The 16,796-nt window shown below is 61.0% G+C and carries 15 protein-coding genes and 1 pseudogene; 15 read left to right on the forward strand and 1 reads right to left on the reverse strand.

Annotated features, from left to right (window positions below):
- Window positions 1–31 precede the first annotated feature (31 nt).
- The 15 genes and pseudogenes from BREU_RS05940 to BREU_RS06010 all read left to right on the forward strand — a co-directional run bounded on the left by BREU_RS05940 (window position 32) and on the right by BREU_RS06010 (window position 16,389).
- Window positions 32–1,720: a spermidine synthase gene (locus BREU_RS05940; protein WP_044088818.1), complete on the forward strand. Its 1,689-nt coding sequence runs from the start codon at window positions 32–34 to the stop codon at window positions 1,718–1,720.
- A gap of 1,532 nt (window positions 1,721–3,252) precedes the next feature.
- On the forward strand, window positions 3,253–3,987 hold the full coding sequence (infC, locus tag BREU_RS05945; RefSeq protein ID WP_044088819.1) for a translation initiation factor IF-3: 735 nt from the start codon (window positions 3,253–3,255) through the stop codon (window positions 3,985–3,987).
- A complete protein-coding gene (gene rpmI, locus BREU_RS05950) occupies window positions 3,968–4,162 on the forward strand; it encodes a 50S ribosomal protein L35 (RefSeq protein ID WP_044088820.1) in 195 nt (64 codons plus the stop codon). Before infC ends, rpmI begins: the two co-directional genes overlap by 20 nt.
- A gap of 54 nt (window positions 4,163–4,216) precedes the next feature.
- Window positions 4,217–4,600, forward strand: coding sequence for a 50S ribosomal protein L20 (gene rplT, locus BREU_RS05955; protein ID WP_044088821.1), 384 nt, complete (start codon window positions 4,217–4,219; stop codon window positions 4,598–4,600).
- 170 nt (window positions 4,601–4,770) lie between these two features.
- The gene (xerD, locus tag BREU_RS05960) at window positions 4,771–5,697 is read left to right on the forward strand and encodes a site-specific tyrosine recombinase XerD (protein ID WP_044088822.1); all 927 of its coding nucleotides are present in this window, start codon (window positions 4,771–4,773) and stop codon (window positions 5,695–5,697) included.
- 250 nt (window positions 5,698–5,947) lie between these two features.
- Window positions 5,948–6,787, forward strand: coding sequence for a ParA family protein (locus BREU_RS05965; protein WP_044088912.1), 840 nt, complete (start codon window positions 5,948–5,950; stop codon window positions 6,785–6,787).
- A complete protein-coding gene (locus BREU_RS05970) occupies window positions 6,787–7,644 on the forward strand; it encodes a segregation and condensation protein A (protein ID WP_044088824.1) in 858 nt (285 codons plus the stop codon). Before BREU_RS05965 ends, BREU_RS05970 begins: the two co-directional genes overlap by 1 nt.
- The gene (gene scpB / locus BREU_RS05975; RefSeq protein WP_044088825.1) at window positions 7,644–8,279 is read left to right on the forward strand and encodes an SMC-Scp complex subunit ScpB; all 636 of its coding nucleotides are present in this window, start codon (window positions 7,644–7,646) and stop codon (window positions 8,277–8,279) included. The genes BREU_RS05970 and scpB overlap by 1 nt, the downstream gene beginning before the upstream one ends.
- Window positions 8,280–8,437: 158 nt before the next feature.
- On the forward strand, window positions 8,438–9,328 hold the full coding sequence (locus BREU_RS05980; RefSeq protein WP_044088826.1) for an NUDIX hydrolase: 891 nt from the start codon (window positions 8,438–8,440) through the stop codon (window positions 9,326–9,328).
- Window positions 9,329–9,426: 98 nt separating this feature from the next.
- Window positions 9,427–10,869, forward strand: coding sequence for a purine-cytosine permease family protein (locus tag BREU_RS05985; RefSeq protein ID WP_044088827.1), 1,443 nt, complete (start codon window positions 9,427–9,429; stop codon window positions 10,867–10,869).
- A 33-nt stretch (window positions 10,870–10,902) separates the two neighbouring features.
- A complete protein-coding gene (locus BREU_RS05990; RefSeq protein ID WP_044088828.1) occupies window positions 10,903–11,466 on the forward strand; it encodes an isochorismatase family protein in 564 nt (187 codons plus the stop codon).
- 204 nt (window positions 11,467–11,670) lie between these two features.
- On the forward strand, window positions 11,671–13,596 hold the full coding sequence (gene typA, locus BREU_RS05995; RefSeq protein WP_044088829.1) for a translational GTPase TypA: 1,926 nt from the start codon (window positions 11,671–11,673) through the stop codon (window positions 13,594–13,596).
- Window positions 13,597–13,931: 335 nt separating this feature from the next.
- Window positions 13,932–14,370: pseudogene (locus tag BREU_RS06000) on the forward strand (alcohol dehydrogenase).
- Between the two features lie 37 nt (window positions 14,371–14,407).
- Window positions 14,408–15,394, forward strand: a complete 987-nt coding sequence (locus BREU_RS06005) for a prephenate dehydratase (protein WP_044088831.1) — start codon at window positions 14,408–14,410, stop codon at window positions 15,392–15,394.
- Window positions 15,388–16,389, forward strand: a complete 1,002-nt coding sequence (locus BREU_RS06010; RefSeq protein ID WP_044088832.1) for a prephenate dehydrogenase — start codon at window positions 15,388–15,390, stop codon at window positions 16,387–16,389. The genes BREU_RS06005 and BREU_RS06010 overlap by 7 nt, the downstream gene beginning before the upstream one ends.
- 116 nt (window positions 16,390–16,505) lie before the next feature.
- Here the strand turns inward: BREU_RS06010 and BREU_RS06015 are convergent, their stop codons facing one another.
- Window positions 16,506–16,763: a DUF6725 family protein gene (locus tag BREU_RS06015; RefSeq protein WP_044088833.1), complete on the reverse strand. Its 258-nt coding sequence runs from the start codon at window positions 16,761–16,763 to the stop codon at window positions 16,506–16,508.
- Window positions 16,764–16,796: the final 33 nt, after the last annotated feature.

Consider the following 16,796-nt stretch of genomic DNA (forward strand, 5'->3'; position numbering starts at 1 on the left):
TGGACCACGTATGAGCGGAACAGGAGCGGGCATGGCACATATCACCGAGGCGAGCGAAAGGCCGATTCTCAAGTCGAAGGTGTTTCTCTACGTCACCGAGTTCTTCTCCGGTATGTCGGTGATGGCCGCCGAACTCGGCGCCTCGCGACTGCTGGCACCGTATTTCTCCAGTTCGCAGATCGTGTGGACCATCATCATCGGTACCATCATGATCGCGCTTGCCTTGGGTGCCGTGTTCGGCGGCCGGTGGGCGGACCGGGATCCGAACCCGGACAAGCTCTACCTGCGCATCATGGTCGCCTCCGTGTGGATCGCGCTCATACCGTTGGTGGGCAAATACCTGATCCTGCTCATCTCCGGACTGCTGATCGTCACGGTGTCCACGAACTTCCTGATCATCGCGGCATTCATCTCATGCGCCATCATCTTCGTGCCGCCGCTGTTCCTGCTGGGCACGGTGACCGCCGGGCTCAACAAATTCGCCACCACCTCGCTGGAGGACAACGCCTCCGTGGTGGGCCGGCTGTCCGCCTGCAACACCATCGGCTCGATTCTCGGCACCTTCCTGCCCACGTTCGTCACCATCCCCGCAGTGGGTACATTCGTCAGCTTCCTGATCTTCTCCGGTGTGCTGCTGTTGATTCCGCTGGTGTATTTCATTTCGATCAAGGCGCATCGTGTGGCATGCGCGGTGTCGGCGGTGGTGTTCATCGTCACCAGCTGCGTCTCGCCGCTCACCGGATTCGCATTCTGGGAGACCAACCTCGCCTATGAGGGGGAGTCCATCTACAACTATCTGCAGGTCAAGAACCTGTCCGATCGGACCATTCTGTCCACCAACGTGCTCTTCGGCGTGCAATCCGTGACCATGAAGGATCCCGGGCTGACCGGCATGTACTATGACACGGCGCTTGCCGCGCCGGCTCTCGCCGACAACGACGAGTCCGCACTGATCCTCGGCATGGGCACAGGCACCTATGCGCGTCAGCTGCGACAGTATTATCCCGGGATGAAGGTCACCGGGGTGGAGATTGACCAGAAGATCACCGATCTCGCCGGACGGTATTTCGATGAGCCCGCGGATGTGCCCGTCTCCACGTACGACGGGCGCGCATGGCTCGCCGCCTCGCACGACCGCTATGACGTGATCATGGTGGACGCCTATCAGGACATCACCATTCCTTTCCAGATGAGTTCGACCGAATTCTTCTCCATGGTTCGCGAGCACCTCAACCCCGGTGGTGTGATGGTGGTCAACATGAACATGGTGTCGGATGGTTCCGGTTCGATCAACGAGGCGCTTGCCGGCACCATCGCCAGCGTGTTCGGCCATGAGAACATGCTCACCGCCGATGTGCCGAACACCACGAACCGCGAGCTGTTCGCGAAAAAGTCATCGGGGGCAGGCGATGGAGACACAGCGGATGGAGAGATCCCCTCCAGCGATATGAAACAGGTTTCACGGTCCGAGACATTGCAGGACATCACGTATGATCGGACCGGCAGCGCATCGCTGGAATCGTACATGGGTGAGGTCGCAGGACGGTTCGCCGCAGTGGCGCAACCAACGGATTCCTCGCTCATCCTCACCGACGACAAGGCTCCGGTGGAGGTGCTCGGCATGCGGGCCATCGATCAGCTCATTGCCGAAGAAGCCGGTCCATACCGCGAGATCCTGCAGACAGAAGGTATCGGCGGGTTGCTGCGTGCGGTGCAGTGATACGGTGCAGTAGCGCGGTGCAGTAATACGGTGCAGCAGTGACCTCATGCACAGTTAATGCCTTGTGCCAGATATTCGTTTGAATGCATTTCCGGTTCCCTTGTCAGGGGAGCTGTCCTCCCGTGAAGCGGAACTAACGGGTAGTCATTTTGTCAACAAATGTGTGATACAGAACACTGGCGACGCAAAACCTCGGACCGACTGGAATTTCACCCCCGCTCGCAATCCGTCAGCGGGGCGGAACCTCGGCATGACCGATGACTTGCTCCGCGGTCCTATTCTCAGCGGTGCAGAACCTCTAGCCGACCGATATCCCGCTCCGCTTACAGCCCGTCAGCGGTGCAGAACCTCTAGCCGACCGATATCCCGCCCCGCTTACAGTCCGTCAGAGGGGCGGAACCTCTAGCCGACCGAGAAATAACCACGCCGATCAACCCCAAGAGGTGCAGAACCTCGGCGCGACCGATATCCCGCTCCGCTTACAGTCCGTCAGAGGGGCGGAACCTCTAGCCGACCGAGAAATAACCACTCCGATCAACCCCAAGAGATGCAGAACCTCGGCGCGACCGATGACCTGCTCCACTGTCCCCTTCTCAGCGGGGCGGAACCTCGGTTCAACCGATATTCCGCCCTACCTACAGCTCGTCAGTGAGGCAAAACCTCGAATCGACCATGTATCCGCCTCACTCACGACTTTCTCACGACTTGTCCGCGAGGCAAAACCTCTAGCCGACCAAGAAACAACCCCGCCAAGCATCCCCGAATAGGCAGAACCTCGGCACGACCGACATCCCGCTCCGCTTACAGTCCGTCAGCGGTGCAGAACCTCGGATTGACCGAAAACATGCCCTGCTTGCAGCCCGTCAGCGGGGCAATACCTCGGACCGATTGGCATTTCGCTCCGCTTACAGTCCGTCAGCGGGGCGGAACCTCGGCGCGACCGATGACTTGCTCCACTGTGCCCTTCTCAGCGAGGCAAAACCTCTAGCCAGTCAAGAAACAACCTCGCTTGTGGCTTGCCCGAGGGGTGGAAGCACAATCTGATTGAGGTTTTGCTTCGGCAAGGTTTGTCTCCAGACAGGTTGTCTCCAGACAGGTTGTCTCCAGACAGGTTGTATCCAGACAGGCTGTATCCAGACAGGTTCTGTCCCGGTAAGATACCCAGACAGGGTTACCCGGCGGACCGCCCAGGCGAATCTCGGCAGGCGACCGGCATGTCCTCTACATGAGGGCGACACGCGGCTCCGATCTGTCTTGCCTTATGGTAAGCTTCTCTTTTGGCTTGAGAAATCAAGAAAGCGGGGTAACCCCACCTGGAAACCTGTCAAGGTCTCGGGTTCAAGGCAACGGCCTCAATGATTGCGCATGCGATGCTGTCGGTAGGTATATCGGCGATTGATTCAGTTAGCGTAATCCGGTGCTTTTGCGATGCCGAACAGTGTCGCGGATGATGATGCTCGCCTCATGCGGGCTCGATGTTGTCGTGAATCCGATATGTTGATGGGAATTCAAGGCGGGTCCCGTGTAGAAACATGCAGAGGATTGGAGTCATCATCAGCGACGAACCACGTATTAACGACGAGATTCGCGTTCCGCAGGTGCGCCTGATCGGCCCGAAGGGCGAGCAGGTGGGCGTCATCGCGACCACAGTCGCGCTGAACCTGGCCAAAGAGGCGAACCTCGATCTCGTCGAGGTGGCGCCGAACGCGAAGCCTCCGGTCGCCAAGCTCATTGATTACGGCAAGTTCAAGTACAACGAGAAGATCAAGGCCCGTGAGGCCCGTCGCAATCAGAGCACTGCGGAAATCAAGGAGATTCGTTTCCGCCTGAAGATCGACGATCACGACTTCGATGTGAAGAAGGGTCATGTTGTCCGCTTCCTGAGTGGCGGCGACAAGGTCAAAGTGACCATCATGCTGCGCGGCCGTGAGATCTCCCGCCCGATCGGCGGTGTGGAACTGCTGCAGCGTCTGGCCGACGATGTCGAGGAATTCGGCACCGTCGAGTCCAAGCCGAAGCAGGAGGGACGCAACATCATCATGACCTTGGCACCCAAGGGCAAGAAGGTGCACACCCAGTCCGAGCAGCGTCGACGCGGAGCAGAATCCCGCGCCGAGCGTCAGGCTCGTCAGGCTGCGCGTCTTGCCGCCAAGCAGGAGGCTCAGGCTCAGGCCATCGCCGACGCCAATGCCTCGATTTCTCCCAAGACTTCCGATTTGAAGAAGCAAACCAGCAAGGAGGGCAGCAATGCCGAAGATGAAAACTAATTCCGCCGCTTCCAAGCGCGTTCGTATCACCGGCTCCGGCAAGGTGATGCAGGTCGGTTCCGCTATGCGCCACAACCTTGAGCACAAGTCCGCTCGCAAGCGTCGCGCCCTGTCCGCTGACGCCGTGCTGCGCGGTGGCCAGGCCAAGAAGCTGAAGCAGCTGCTGCAGAAGTGAGCCTCGGGCTTACACCAAACCAGATAAGACTTTCAGAAAGCTGAGGAATAGATTATGGCACGTGTCAAGCGCGCAGTGAACGCCCACAAGAAGCGTCGCGTTGTTCTCGAGAGGGCTTCCGGCTACCGCGGCCAGCGCTCCCGTCTGTACCGCAAGGCCAAGGAACAGCTGCTGCACTCCTTTACCTATAACTTCCGCGACCGCAAGGCTCGCAAGGGTGACTTCCGCAAGCTGTGGATCCAGCGTATCAACGCTGCCGTCCGCGCCGAAGGCATCACCTACAACCGCTTCATCCAGGGTCTGCACCTTGCTGGCATCGAACTGGATCGTCGCGCCCTTGCCGAGCTCGCCGTTTCCGACCCGGAGACCTTCAAGACCATCGTCGACGCCGCCAAGGCCGCTCTGCCTGAGGATGTCAACGCTCCTGCCGAGGCGTGAAGCCGACAGTCCGGTGGACTGTCGGTAGCCGAGGTGAGCGGCTATGCCGCGAAGGACGTGCGTGAAGCACGTCGGGCGTGAAGCCGACAGTCCGATGGGCTGATTCTGTAAGGAAAACCCCGCGATTCCGCGGGGTTTTCCGTATGCATGCCCCTATACCATTAAGCACCATGACCAGCAGCTTCGCCAGACTCACCGAACAGTTCATCGTCCATATCGGTGTGGAACGTGGACTTGCCGACGCCACTGTAAAGGCATATGAATCCGATATCGCCAAATATGTGGAATGGCTTGAGTCGCAAGGCATCAGCGATCCGAACGGCATCACCTCGAAGACCGTCGAGGATTACGTCGCATCCTTGGATGAAGCTGGGGAGTCCGCACGTTCGAAGGCCCGACGTATCGCGTCGTTGCACGAATTCCATCGTTTCGCGCTTGGCCAGCATATGGTGGCCGATGATGTCTCAGCTGCGGTGAAAGCCCCGAAAAGCGCATCGACCCTGCCAGACGTGCTCAATGTCGATGAAGTGACGAGGCTTCTTGACGCCGCAGCCGTGGGCGATTCCACTGATCCCGTAGTGCTGCGCAACAAGGCGCTGTTGGAATTCATGTACGCCACCGGATGCCGTGTCTCGGAAGCGGCCGGAGAGAACCTTGACGACATTGACCTGGACGAGCATGTGGCTCGTCTTATGGGCAAAGGGTCCAAACAGCGTCTGGTGCCCATCGGCAGTTATGCCTGCGAGGCGCTCTCCCAATATCTGGGTGCCGCCCGCGGTGAACTTGAACGGCGATCCACGTCCGGCGTGCCCGAACGTCGTGCACTGTTCCTGAACAAGCGCGGCCGGCGCATCTCCCGACAGTCCATATGGGAGGTGGTCAAGGACGCCGGCGCACGTGCGGGCATCACCAGGCCGCTGCATCCGCACACGCTGCGGCATTCCTTCGCCACGCATCTGATTCAGGGTGGAGCGGATGTGCGTACCGTGCAGGAGCTGCTGGGGCATGCAAGCGTGACCACCACACAGATTTACACCCACGTGAGCCCCGAGCACCTTATCGAAGCGTATATTTCCTCGCATCCGCGCGCGCGTTGAGTGCAGAGCCGGCAGCATGCTCCGCTCTGGTGGGTCACGCCCGTGCATGGCTATACGGAGGCCAGAAATCGGGCGATGCCGGCGAGTAGTCTGTGAGGGGTTGAGGTTTTTCGCGAAGGGTACGGCAGCGATGGAAGATTGGCGCGACGATCACGGGCTCGAAGACGGGTTCCGTCAAGGGACATTGCCGATGGCCGGAACGTATGTCGTTGCCCCTCAAGATGACGAGGATGTTGATAAGGTGGACAGTATGCCTACCGATTTGCTTGGACGTGAATATGAAACCTTCCCCGCTCCCGAACCACTGCAACAGCATGGCCCGGCCAGGGTCATTGCCATGTGCAACCAGAAAGGCGGCGTAGGCAAGACCACCAGTTCCATCAATATCGCCGGCGCGCTCGCCCAGTACGGACGCCGTGTGCTCATCGTGGATTTCGACCCGCAGGGTGCGGCCACCGTGGGCCTGGGCATCAACGCGAACGCCGTCGACAACACCATCTACACCGCATTGTTCGACATCTCCGTCGACCCCCATGACGTGGTGCAGCATACCGCATTCGAGAACATCGACATCATCCCCGCGAACATCGACCTGTCCGCCGCAGAAGTGCAATTGGTCACCGAAGTGGGGCGCGAGCAGATCCTCAACGGCGTGCTGCGCAAACTGAAAAACGAATACGACCTGATCATCGTGGATTGCCAGCCTTCCCTCGGCCTGCTGACGGTGAATGCGCTGACCGCCGCCGACGGCGTGATCATCCCGGTCGCCGCCGAGTTCTTCGCCCTGCGAGGCGTGGCCCTGCTCATGCAATCCATCGAGAAGGTGCAGTCCCGCATCAACCCCTCCCTCGAAGTCGACGGTGTGCTGGTCACCATGTACACCAACACCCTGCACTGCGAAGAGGTATGCCAGCGCATCTATGAGGCGTTCAAGGACAAGGTGTTCCACACCTGCATCTCCCGCTCCATCAAGTTGCCGGACTCCACGGTGGCGGCGGCGCCTATCGTCATCTATGCGCCGGGGCACAAGACGGCCAAGGAATACCGCGAGGTGGCGCGCGAGATGGTGGCGCGCGGCGTTGTGGCGTAATGGACGCCTCCGTATCCTCAGATTCGGGGTTCCAAGTCAATCTTGAGGTATATTCAGGGCCGTTCGATGTGCTGCTCGGCTTGATCGCCAACAACAGACTCGAGCTGACGGAAGTGTCGCTGTCCGCGATAACCGAGGAATTCCTGACGTACGTGCGTGGCCTCGACCTTATCAAGGCCACGCCAGGCGGAGGTGTGTCCGACCGGAACATGGATGAGGCCAGTGCGTTCCTGGACGTGGCCTCCATCCTGGTTGAGGCGAAGAGCGCCGCGATCCTGCCCCGAGACGAGGATGAACGCATTGACGACCAGAGCATGGAGGCGTTGCGGGAACGCGATCTGCTGTTCGCGCGTCTCATCCAATACCGGGCCTACAAGCAGGTGGCTTCGGATTTTCGCGACGCCATGTCGGCGAACGCCGGCCGTTTCCCGCATCCTGCGTATATGGATGAAACTGTCAATGCGATGCTGCCCGAACTGGCATGGACCATCACGCCACGTGATTTGGCCTTGCTGGCAGCCCGCGTGATCGCCAATGCGCCGGCCACAGAGGTGTCCGTGCACCAGCTGCATGTCCCTTTGGTCGATCTGCGCGCACAATCCGCACTGGTCAGGGGCCGGTTGGTGGAAGCCATGAAACGTAGTCCCGACCATGCCATGTCCTTTGCGGCGCTGACCCGCGATTGCGCGACCACACTCGAGGTGGTGGCACGTTTCATGGCTGTACTGGTGTTCTTCAAACAAGGGGTGCTGCAATACCGGCAGGATGGACCGTTCGAGGAGCTGCGTCTGCGTTGGGTGCCCGGTGCGGACGAGACGATGGGTGACGTGAGCATATCCGAAGGAGACTTTGCCTGATGGTTGATGAGACGCCGCAGCCTGCAGTGGAAGGTGCAGTGGAGGAGTTCCCCGGTGGCCTGCCGGCATGCCTTGAGGCGATACTGATGGTTGCCGACCAGCCGCTGACCGCCGCGGATATGGCTCGCATACTGGGGGTCGCAGAATCAGTGGTGGACGATGCGCTGCTGCAGCTGGGCAAGGAATACGACGGAAGTACGTCTGAAGGCATCCGCCCGCGTGGCTTTGAATTGCGGCACACCGCTCGGGGATGGCAGTTCGCCAGCCGCGCGGCGTTCGAGCCCATCGTCTCCGCCGTCGTCACCGATGGGCAGACTGCGCGCCTGAGCCAAGCCGCGCTGGAGGCATTGGCGATCATCGCGTATAAGCAGCCGGTCACCCGCGCCCAGGTGGCTGCGATTCGTGGCGTCAATTCGGATGGCGTGATTCGTTCGCTCAGCATCCACGGGCTGATCAGGGAGAGTGGCGTCGATCCGGAGTCTCGCGCTGCGTTGTTGGCGACATCCGAACTGTTTCTGGACCGCATGGGGTTGGATTCCTTGGAACAGCTGCCGTCGTTGGCCCCATTCCTGCCTTCCGAATCGGAGATCGTCGATATCGCGCGCTCGAGGGGGAATGCGGATTCCGCGATCTGAGCATCGCTACAATAGTTATAGTCATGGTGACTATAAATCGTGCTATGCTGACAGGGCAAGGGAAGAACCAGGTCGGAATCAGGACTCGAGAGCATATGCTTCTGGGCTCTGGATTCGGGGTTCGGTGTATGCGGCGGCAGTGCAGGAGGCGTCACGGTATGGGATTCGGCAATGTATCGGAACGTCGCAGCGCGCCGCCGCAGGTCGGCGTATCGGTGGTGATTCTGGCGCTTGGGCCGGAGCATGCCGAGGCGCAGGATGACTCAGGACGGTCGCAGTTATGGTTGCCGTTGGTCAGACGAGTCCGCCAGCCGTTCCTGGGCCGTTGGGCATTGCCTGGCGGAAACCTCCGGGCCGACCGTTCGCTCGAGCAGTCCGCGTTCGAGGCGTTGGAATCGACCACCGCGCTGCATCCCCGATATCTCGAACAGCTGTATACGTTCGGTGATCCCGATCGTTCGCATGGGGGACTGCCGATGGTGTCCATCGTGTACTGGGCGCTGGTCGAGCGGGAAGAGGCGAATGGAGTCGACCGGGGGAGCGACCTCGCGGACGCCATCGGCCGGGACGATGCCGGCAGTGACTCCAGCGGTGACGTCTCCGTGCGGGCCACCGCCGACGGCGACGGCAACGTGCGCTGGTTCCCGGAACACGATCTGCCTCCGCTCGCCTTCGACCATCGGGCCATCATCGATTACGCGTTGGAGCGGTTGCGGTCCAAAATCGAGTATTCGGATGTGGCCACGAGGCTCCTTGGGCCGACGTTCACGCTGCGCCAGCTGCACGACGTCTACGAGGCCATCGCCGGTCAGGACATCGATCTGGCGAACTTCCGCCGCAAGATGCTGGCTTCCGGCGATCTGGAGGATACCGGTCTCAAACGGCGCGAGGGACGGCAGCGTCCGGCGGCGGTGTACCGGTACGTGCCACGACGGCCGCAGGACGCCGGCTCCGCATATGCGATCGACCGCGCCGTCAAGCGGGACGAGGACGAACCGGATACCGTCGACAGCGCCCTTGCTGCGCTCATCCCCTCCGCACGCGGATAGGCGGCGTCACATCGACTGTTGCCGGGTGATGTCACTGTCCAATTGCGAATATCACATGTTCAACAACACAACACAACACAATGAGAAGAAGGTTCACTATGAGTGACACCAAGGAGAAAAGCTCCGCGCTCTCCGTGGAGGAACAGGGCATCGACACCATCGCCGAGTCCGACCGTCACGGCAGCCCGAAGGACCTGTTCTGGCCATGGTTCGCAGCCAACATCTCCGTGCTCGCCATGTCATATGGCGCATGGGCGCTGGGCTTCGGCGTTTCGTTCTGGCAGGCCACGCTCGCCGCGATTATCGGCATCGTCATATCGTTCCTGCTGGTGGGCATCGTATCCATCGCCGGCAAGCGGGCCAACGCTCCGACCATGGTCATCACGCGCGCCACGTTCGGCGTGGAGGGCGCCAAGGTGCCGTCCGTCCTGAGCTGGATCGCCACGCTCGGTTGGGAGATCTCCCTGACCACCACCGCGGTGCTGGCGCTGGCCTCGACCTTCCAGCGTCTTGGCTGGGGGAGCGGCGCCGCGCCGAAGATCGTCTCCACGGTAATCGTGGTCGGACTTGTGGTGGTCGCCGGCATCTTCGGCTATGACCTCATCATGAAGGCGCAGCAGGCCATCACCATCATCAGCGGCGTCGTGACCGTCGGCTTCCTGATCCTCGGCTGGTCGCACATCGATTTCTCCGCAGTCGGCTCCGCCGCCGACGGCTCGATTCCGGCCATGCTTGGGGCGCTTCTGTTCGTGATGTCCGGCTTCGGTCTGGGATGGGTGAACGTCGCAGCCGACTATTCCCGTTATCTGCCGCGCAAGTCCTCCAACTCCGGCATCGTGTTCTGGACCACGTTCGGCGCATCGCTGGCTCCGGTGCTGCTGGTCATCTACGGCGGCCTGCTGGCCGTGTCCAACAAGGATCTCGCCGATGCCGTGGGCAACGACCCGATTGGCGCCATGGGCTCCATCCTGCCGACCTGGTATCTGGTGCCGTTCACCATCGTGGCCGTGCTCGGCCTCATGTCCGGTGCCATCATGGACAACTACTCCAATGGGCTGGCGCTGCTGAGCTTCGGCATCAAGCTGCCGCGCGTGGCCGCCGCCGCACTTACCGCGGCGCTTACCGTGCTCGGCGTGGTTTATGTGACCTTCTTCTCCGACACGTTCATCGGCCCGTTCCAGGGCTTCCTCATCACCCTCGGTGTGCCGATGGCGGTGTGGACCGGCCTGTTCATCGCGGACGTGCTACTGCGCCGCAAGGACTACGACACCGATGACCTGTACAACGCCTCCGGCCGCTATGGTGCATGGAACGTCAAGTCCCTGGTGATCCTCGTGGTCGGCACCATCGTCGGCTGGGGCCTTGTGGTCAACTCCTATGCGAGCTGGCTGGAATGGCAGGGCTACTTCCTCGCCCCGTTCGGCGGCAAGGAAGGCGCATGGGCGTCCGCCAACCTCGGCGTGATCGTGGCGCTGGTCATCGGACTTGTCGGCGCCCTCATCTTCCAGCGCGGCGACATCGCCAAGCAGGAACAGGACTGACAGGTTACAGGCAATACGCAAGAAGGAGACACGATGGGCATCCCATCCGATGAATGGCTGGTCGTCATCGACCGCCAGAAGGTATTCGCCGAATCCGACTGGTCCGACTGGGCCTGCCCCGACGGCTCGTTCCACACCACCGACGCCGCGTTCGAGGCGCTCGCCAAGGCATACGGCGACCGGGTCGTCTATACGCGATACGTGGCGCCAACACCCGCCAAGGACGCGTGGGTGGACTACTTCAAGGATTGGCCGCAGTTCCTCGTCCCGCCGGACGATCCGATGTACGACCTGACCGAAGAGACCGCTGCGCTTGCCGCCGGACATCCTGTCGTCAGCCGTGACACCTTCGGCAAGTGGGGAGACGAGCTGGCCAAGGCGATCGGCGGCGCCAAGAAGATCGCCCTGTGCGGCGTGGCCACCGATTGCTGTGTGGTCACCACGGCGCTCGCCGCCGCCGATGCAGGGATCGCCGTGCGCGTCGCCGCCGATGCCTGCGCCGGGTCCAACCCGGAGAACCATCAGCGCGCCCTTGACACGATGGCCCTGTTCTCACCGCTGATCACCGTCACCGATTCCGCCGCGATCCTTGAATGAGCCGTCAGCTCCTGCGCATATCAAAAGGCGACGGATGGATGCGTGGAACCAGGGAGGGTCTTGCGCATCCATCCAGCCGGTCAAGGTATGCCGGTAATATCGTTGCGGTTTGTGTGTAAGTACAGGTAAACGCCTGAAAGCAAGTACTCAAGTACGCAAGTACCGAACGATTACGCAACAGAATCAGTATTAAGAGAGGTTTCGATGGCGGTTCGTGGAGATATCCGTAATGTGGCGATTGTGGCTCACGTCGATCACGGCAAGACCACCCTGGTCAATGCCATGCTCAAGCAGTCCCACGTCTTCTCCGATCGTGAGGAAGTGCCTGATCGTGTGATGGATTCCAACGCGCTGGAACGCGAGAAGGGCATCACCATTCTGGCCAAGAACACGGCCGTGGAATACACGGGCCCGCTGGCTGCCAAGTACGGCTATCCGGACGGCATCACCCTCAACATCATCGACACCCCCGGCCACGCCGATTTCGGCGGCGAGGTGGAGCGTGGTATCTCCATGGTCGATGGCGTCGTGCTGCTCGTGGACGCCTCCGAAGGCCCGCTGCCGCAGACCCGCTTCGTGCTGCGCAAGGCCCTTGAGGCCAAGCTGCCGGTGATCCTGTGCATCAACAAGGTCGACCGTCCGGACGCCCGCATCGACGAAGTGGTCTCCGAGGCCACCGACCTGCTGCTCGGCCTCGCGCAGGACGTGGTGGAGGAAGGCATCGACCTCGACCTCGACCACCTGCTGGACCTCCCGGTCGTCTACTGCGCCGCCAAGGCCGGCTATGCTTCGACCAACCAGCCCGAGAACGGCGGTCTGCCGGACAACGACAATCTCGAGCCGCTGTTCGAGGACATCATCAAGTACATCCCCGCGCCTGAATATGAGGAAGGCGCACCGCTGCAGGCTCACGTGGCCAACATCGACTCTTCCGACTTCCTCGGTCGACTCGGTCTGGTCCGCATCTACAACGGCACGCTGGAGAAGGGCAAGACCTACGGCCTGTCCCGCGTGAACGGCACCATCGAGAACTTCCGCGTCGCCGAACTGCTGCGTACGCAGGGCCTCGAGCGCACCCCCGTCGAGACCGCGGGTCCCGGCGACATCGTGGCCGTCGCCGGTGTGAACGACATCATGATCGGCGAGACCATCGTCGATCCGAACGACCCGAAGCCGCTGCCGCTCATCCACGTTGACGACCCGGCCATCTCCATGACCTTCGGCGTCAACGATTCCCCGCTGGCCGGCCGCGAAGGCAAGGACCACAAGCTGACCGCCCGCATGATCAAGGATCGCCTCGATCGCGAGCTGATCGGCAACGTGTCAATCAAGGTGCTCCCCACCGAGCGTCCCGACGCCTGGGAGGTGCAGGGACGTGGTGAGCTCGCCCTGGCGGTGCTCGCCGAGGAGATGCGCCGTGAAGGCTACGAGCTGACCGTCGGCCGCCCGCAGGTGGTCACCAAGAAGATCGATGGCGTGGTCAACGAGCCTATGGAGAACACCACCATCGACGTGCCGGAGGAGTACATGGGTGCGGTCACCCAGCTGCTCGCCGACCGTAAGGGCCGCATGGACTCCATGTCCAACCACGGCTCCGGCTGGGTGCGTCTGCAGTTCACCGTGCCTTCCCGTGGCTTGATCGGCTTCCGTACCGCGCTGCTCACCGCCACCCGCGGCACCGGCATCGCCTCCTCGATCTCTGCTGGATACGCTCCGTGGGCCGGTTCCATTGTGACCCGCCAGAACGGTTCGATGGTCTCCGACCGCGCCGGTGTGGCCACGCCGTACGCCATGCAGCGTCTGCAGGCCCGCGGCAACTTCTTCGTCGAGCCGCAGTCCAACGTGTATGAAGGCCAGGTCGTGGGTGTGAACAACAAGCCCGACGAACTGGACGTGAACATCACGCTGGCCAAGCACATGACCAACATGCGTTCCTCCACCGCCGACGTGCTCGAAACCCTCACCCCGCCGATCAAGATGAGCCTCGAGGAGAGCCTTGATTTCGCCAACGAGGATGAGTGCGTCGAGGTCACGCCGGAAGCCACCCGCGTGCGCAAGATTATCCTCAACCGCGAGGACTGGTACAAGTGGCGCGCCAAGCAGCGTCGTCAGAATAATCAGACCAAGTAGTCTGATTATTCAGACGACGCTGCCTTCGCGGATGCCCTGTGGTGGCATCCGCTCACCTCGGCTACGGACAGTCCACTGGACTGTCCGTTTCACGCCTCGGCATCGTCAGAATAATCAGACCAAGTAGTCTGATTATTCTGACGACCTTCGCGGGCGCTTGTGATGCGCCCGCTCACTTCGCCTACGAAAAGCCCACTGGGCTTTTCGCTTGACGGCTCAGCAGAACAACGCCGCTACGAAGTAGTCTGATTCGATATTCATGCCGGCTTTCCCGTTTATGGGGAGCCGGCGTGATCATATGTACATGTACTTGGGACGTACGTATGATGGGGCGCATGAATCTGCGAACGAATGATCCGCTTCCTTGGTCGCATCGGCAGAACGAGCTGGTCAGAGCGTTGATTACAGTGCTGTCCGGCGCTCTCGCCGCATTCGTGGGCACCTTTGCCCATCGTATGGGTGCGGATATCAATATCCCCTATGGACTGGTGCTGGCGTTCCTGCTGATCATCCTGTCGACATGGTGCGCACGATCGCGCATGGGTGTGATAGGTCTCGCGCTGCATCTCATCGCCTCCTCGATGACGGCATGGGGGCTGGCCCTCACCACCACATCCGGCAACGCATTGATTGTGGCCGGATTCCAAGGCGATATGCCGTATTTCACCCAACACGCCGGATATATCTGGTTGTATGCTGGTGCTCGTGCAGGTGATCATGCTCGTCGTGCCGGCTCGCTGGTTCACTATGCCCGCCAAGATGCAGACGATGTGACACGGTATACAGGAATCCGCCGTTACCATAGAACGTTATGGCGCGTATTCAACTGTATTATCTAGGCCCTGAGGGTACGTTCACTCATCAGGCGGCAATGACGGCCGCCGATCAATTCGCCCCGCTGGGTGATTTCGATCTGGTTCCGTCGCCGAATGTCCCAGCCATAATGAACGCGGTGCAATCGCATCACGGATGGGGCGTCATCGCATGGGAGAACAATGTCGAAGGGTATGTGGTCCCGAATCTGGATGCACTGATAGATGCCACCGATGCGGCCGGTTTCGCCCGTATCAACGTTGATGTGTCCTTCAGCGCCTTCACCGTTCGCGGCCATGGCATATACGACTGCACCGGCGATACCGTCAGCGCCCATCCGCATGGTCTGGCACAATGCACGCGGTTCATCGCCGAACATCGGCTCACGCCGACGCCGGCATCATCGAATGCGGCGGCCTGCCGTGATCTGAAGCCAGGACAGGTGGCGCTGGGTCCGAGCATCTGCGGCGCGCTGTATGGTCTCGACACTCTTGCGGACCATGTTCAGGATTTCGACGGTGCACGCACCGACTTCCTCGTCATCGCACCCAGAGACCAGGTGCAGGAGCTCAACTCCCGTGCCCGACACGGTGGCGCCACTGATTTCGAGACCATCATCACGTTCATTCCGCTTGCCACCGGCCCCGGGGTCGTGGCGAACGTGCTCGATGTATTGCGCATCGCGGGTTTGAACATGACCAGTTTCATATCCCGTCCCATCAAAGGCCATGATGGGACGTACATGTTCATAGACACGCTGGATGCCGCGCCTTGGGAACCTCGATTCCAGAAGGTATTGGAGATGTTGGCCATGCAGGGCATCTGGCTGAAGACCCTGGCCGTCTATCCGCGTCGTGAACGCGCGAACCCGCCGGTCGATGCCTGGATGCTGCCCGAAGGCGGCATCCACATCGATATCGATGAGCGGCGTGTGCCTGAAGGCTGGCAGTACGACCAAGAGGTGAGAAAGGAACTGCTGTGGTAGATACGGTTGGTGTTGTAGGACTCGGATTGATCGGTGGGTCGCTCGCCAGACGTCTGGCGGCAGGCGGCACGAGGGTGGTTGCTTGGAATCATAGGCCTCACCCTTATGCGCAGGCCGAAGCGGACGGCATTGTCTGCGCAAGGGATCTGCGCGAACTCATGGATGCCGCCCCGGATGTGGTGGTGCTGTGCAACCCGCTGAAGGCCATGCCGTCCGTGCTTGCCGCACTGGCTCCGTTGCTTGCGCAGAACCCGCGTGTCACGCTTACCGATGTCGGGTCGGTCAAGGGCGTGGTCCGCGAACAGGTCAGGGAAGCCGGATTGGAAGCTTGCTACGTGGGTGCGCATCCGATGGCGGGCAATGAGCTGTCTGGTTGGAGTGCCGCTGACGCCCATCTGTTTGATGATGCGCTGTGGGCGGTCACCGTGGAAGAGGACACGGAATACCGCCGATTCTTCGACGTCGCCTCGATGATCACCCAACATGTGGGCAATCGTCTCATCGTGCTCGATGACGAGACACACGACAAGGCAGCAGCGATGATCTCGCATATGCCTCATGTGGTTTCCACTGCATTGATCAACGAACTGACAGCGAACCCCGACCGTAATATCGCCGCGGCGTTATCCGCCGGGTGCTGGCGGGACATGACCCGTGTCGCATTGACCGACCCCGACCGTACACGGGCCATGGTCGAAGAGGATGCGGTGAACGTGGAAGTACTGTTGCGCCGCATGGCTGCGAGGCTCACCGACATGGCCGATTGGCTGCACGATGCGGATGCGTCGCAGGTAAGGGGCTTCTTCGCCGAAGGTGATCCATTCCGCAGATACAAGTCGGCGATTGCGCATTCCGATTCATTCGCGAATCGGGAGCTTGAGATTCCGGAATCGGGATGGCAGCAGGCATTGCTGTTCTCAGCACGCCGCGGCGAGGCCATCATCGGCTTCGTTCACTTGAGGCAGGCCATCATACAGGTGCGTCCCTCGGTGTGAGCTGGAGGCCTGTCGTGTCGTCTGCTCAGAGGTTGGCCTCCTAATGAGAGAGCCGGCAGCGAATCAGACAAGGGGAGAGACAGGCTGTCTGAGTCCTCGCACAATGCGGCACTCGTCTACGGGCGGGGCCGGGTGCGCGGACGCTCCGGCACCGGCTTGAGCGTGGCGATCTGCTCCTGATGGATGGTCACATTCTGCGCAGGACGCGACCCGTTGGCGGCCGCATCACGCACCATCTCCAATGTGTACCCATCCCATGAGGTCACGTGGCCCACATAATCACGGAATTTCATGCGGCCGTCCGCCGGGTCGATGCCATCGGTGATACGCACCACAACCCGTGCGCCTACAGGAATCTGTCGTGGCAATGTCATGATTATCGTCCCCTTCGTATGTCATGAACCTCA

The organism is Bifidobacterium reuteri DSM 23975 (assembly GCF_000741695.1).
Lineage (GTDB): Bacteria > Actinomycetota > Actinomycetes > Actinomycetales > Bifidobacteriaceae > Bifidobacterium > Bifidobacterium reuteri.

Coding starts and splice junctions, on each gene's coding strand:
- scpB (WP_044088825.1), top strand. CDS start 7,644: ATGGTTGATGAGACGCCGCAGCCTGCAGTGGAAGGTGCAGTGGAGGAG.
- typA (WP_044088829.1), top strand. CDS start 11,671: ATGGCGGTTCGTGGAGATATCCGTAATGTGGCGATTGTGGCTCACGTC.
- rpmI (WP_044088820.1), top strand. CDS start 3,968: ATGCCGAAGATGAAAACTAATTCCGCCGCTTCCAAGCGCGTTCGTATC.
- xerD (WP_044088822.1), top strand. CDS start 4,771: ATGACCAGCAGCTTCGCCAGACTCACCGAACAGTTCATCGTCCATATC.
- BREU_RS05990 (WP_044088828.1), top strand. CDS start 10,903: ATGGGCATCCCATCCGATGAATGGCTGGTCGTCATCGACCGCCAGAAG.
- BREU_RS05965 (WP_044088912.1), top strand. CDS start 5,948: ATGCCTACCGATTTGCTTGGACGTGAATATGAAACCTTCCCCGCTCCC.
- BREU_RS06005 (WP_044088831.1), top strand. CDS start 14,408: ATGGCGCGTATTCAACTGTATTATCTAGGCCCTGAGGGTACGTTCACT.
- rplT (WP_044088821.1), top strand. CDS start 4,217: ATGGCACGTGTCAAGCGCGCAGTGAACGCCCACAAGAAGCGTCGCGTT.
- BREU_RS05980 (WP_044088826.1), top strand. CDS start 8,438: ATGGGATTCGGCAATGTATCGGAACGTCGCAGCGCGCCGCCGCAGGTC.
- BREU_RS06015 (WP_044088833.1), bottom strand. CDS start 16,763: ATGACATTGCCACGACAGATTCCTGTAGGCGCACGGGTTGTGGTGCGT.
- BREU_RS05940 (WP_044088818.1), top strand. CDS start 32: ATGGCACATATCACCGAGGCGAGCGAAAGGCCGATTCTCAAGTCGAAG.
- BREU_RS05970 (WP_044088824.1), top strand. CDS start 6,787: ATGGACGCCTCCGTATCCTCAGATTCGGGGTTCCAAGTCAATCTTGAG.
- BREU_RS05985 (WP_044088827.1), top strand. CDS start 9,427: ATGAGTGACACCAAGGAGAAAAGCTCCGCGCTCTCCGTGGAGGAACAG.
- infC (WP_044088819.1), top strand. CDS start 3,253: ATGCAGAGGATTGGAGTCATCATCAGCGACGAACCACGTATTAACGAC.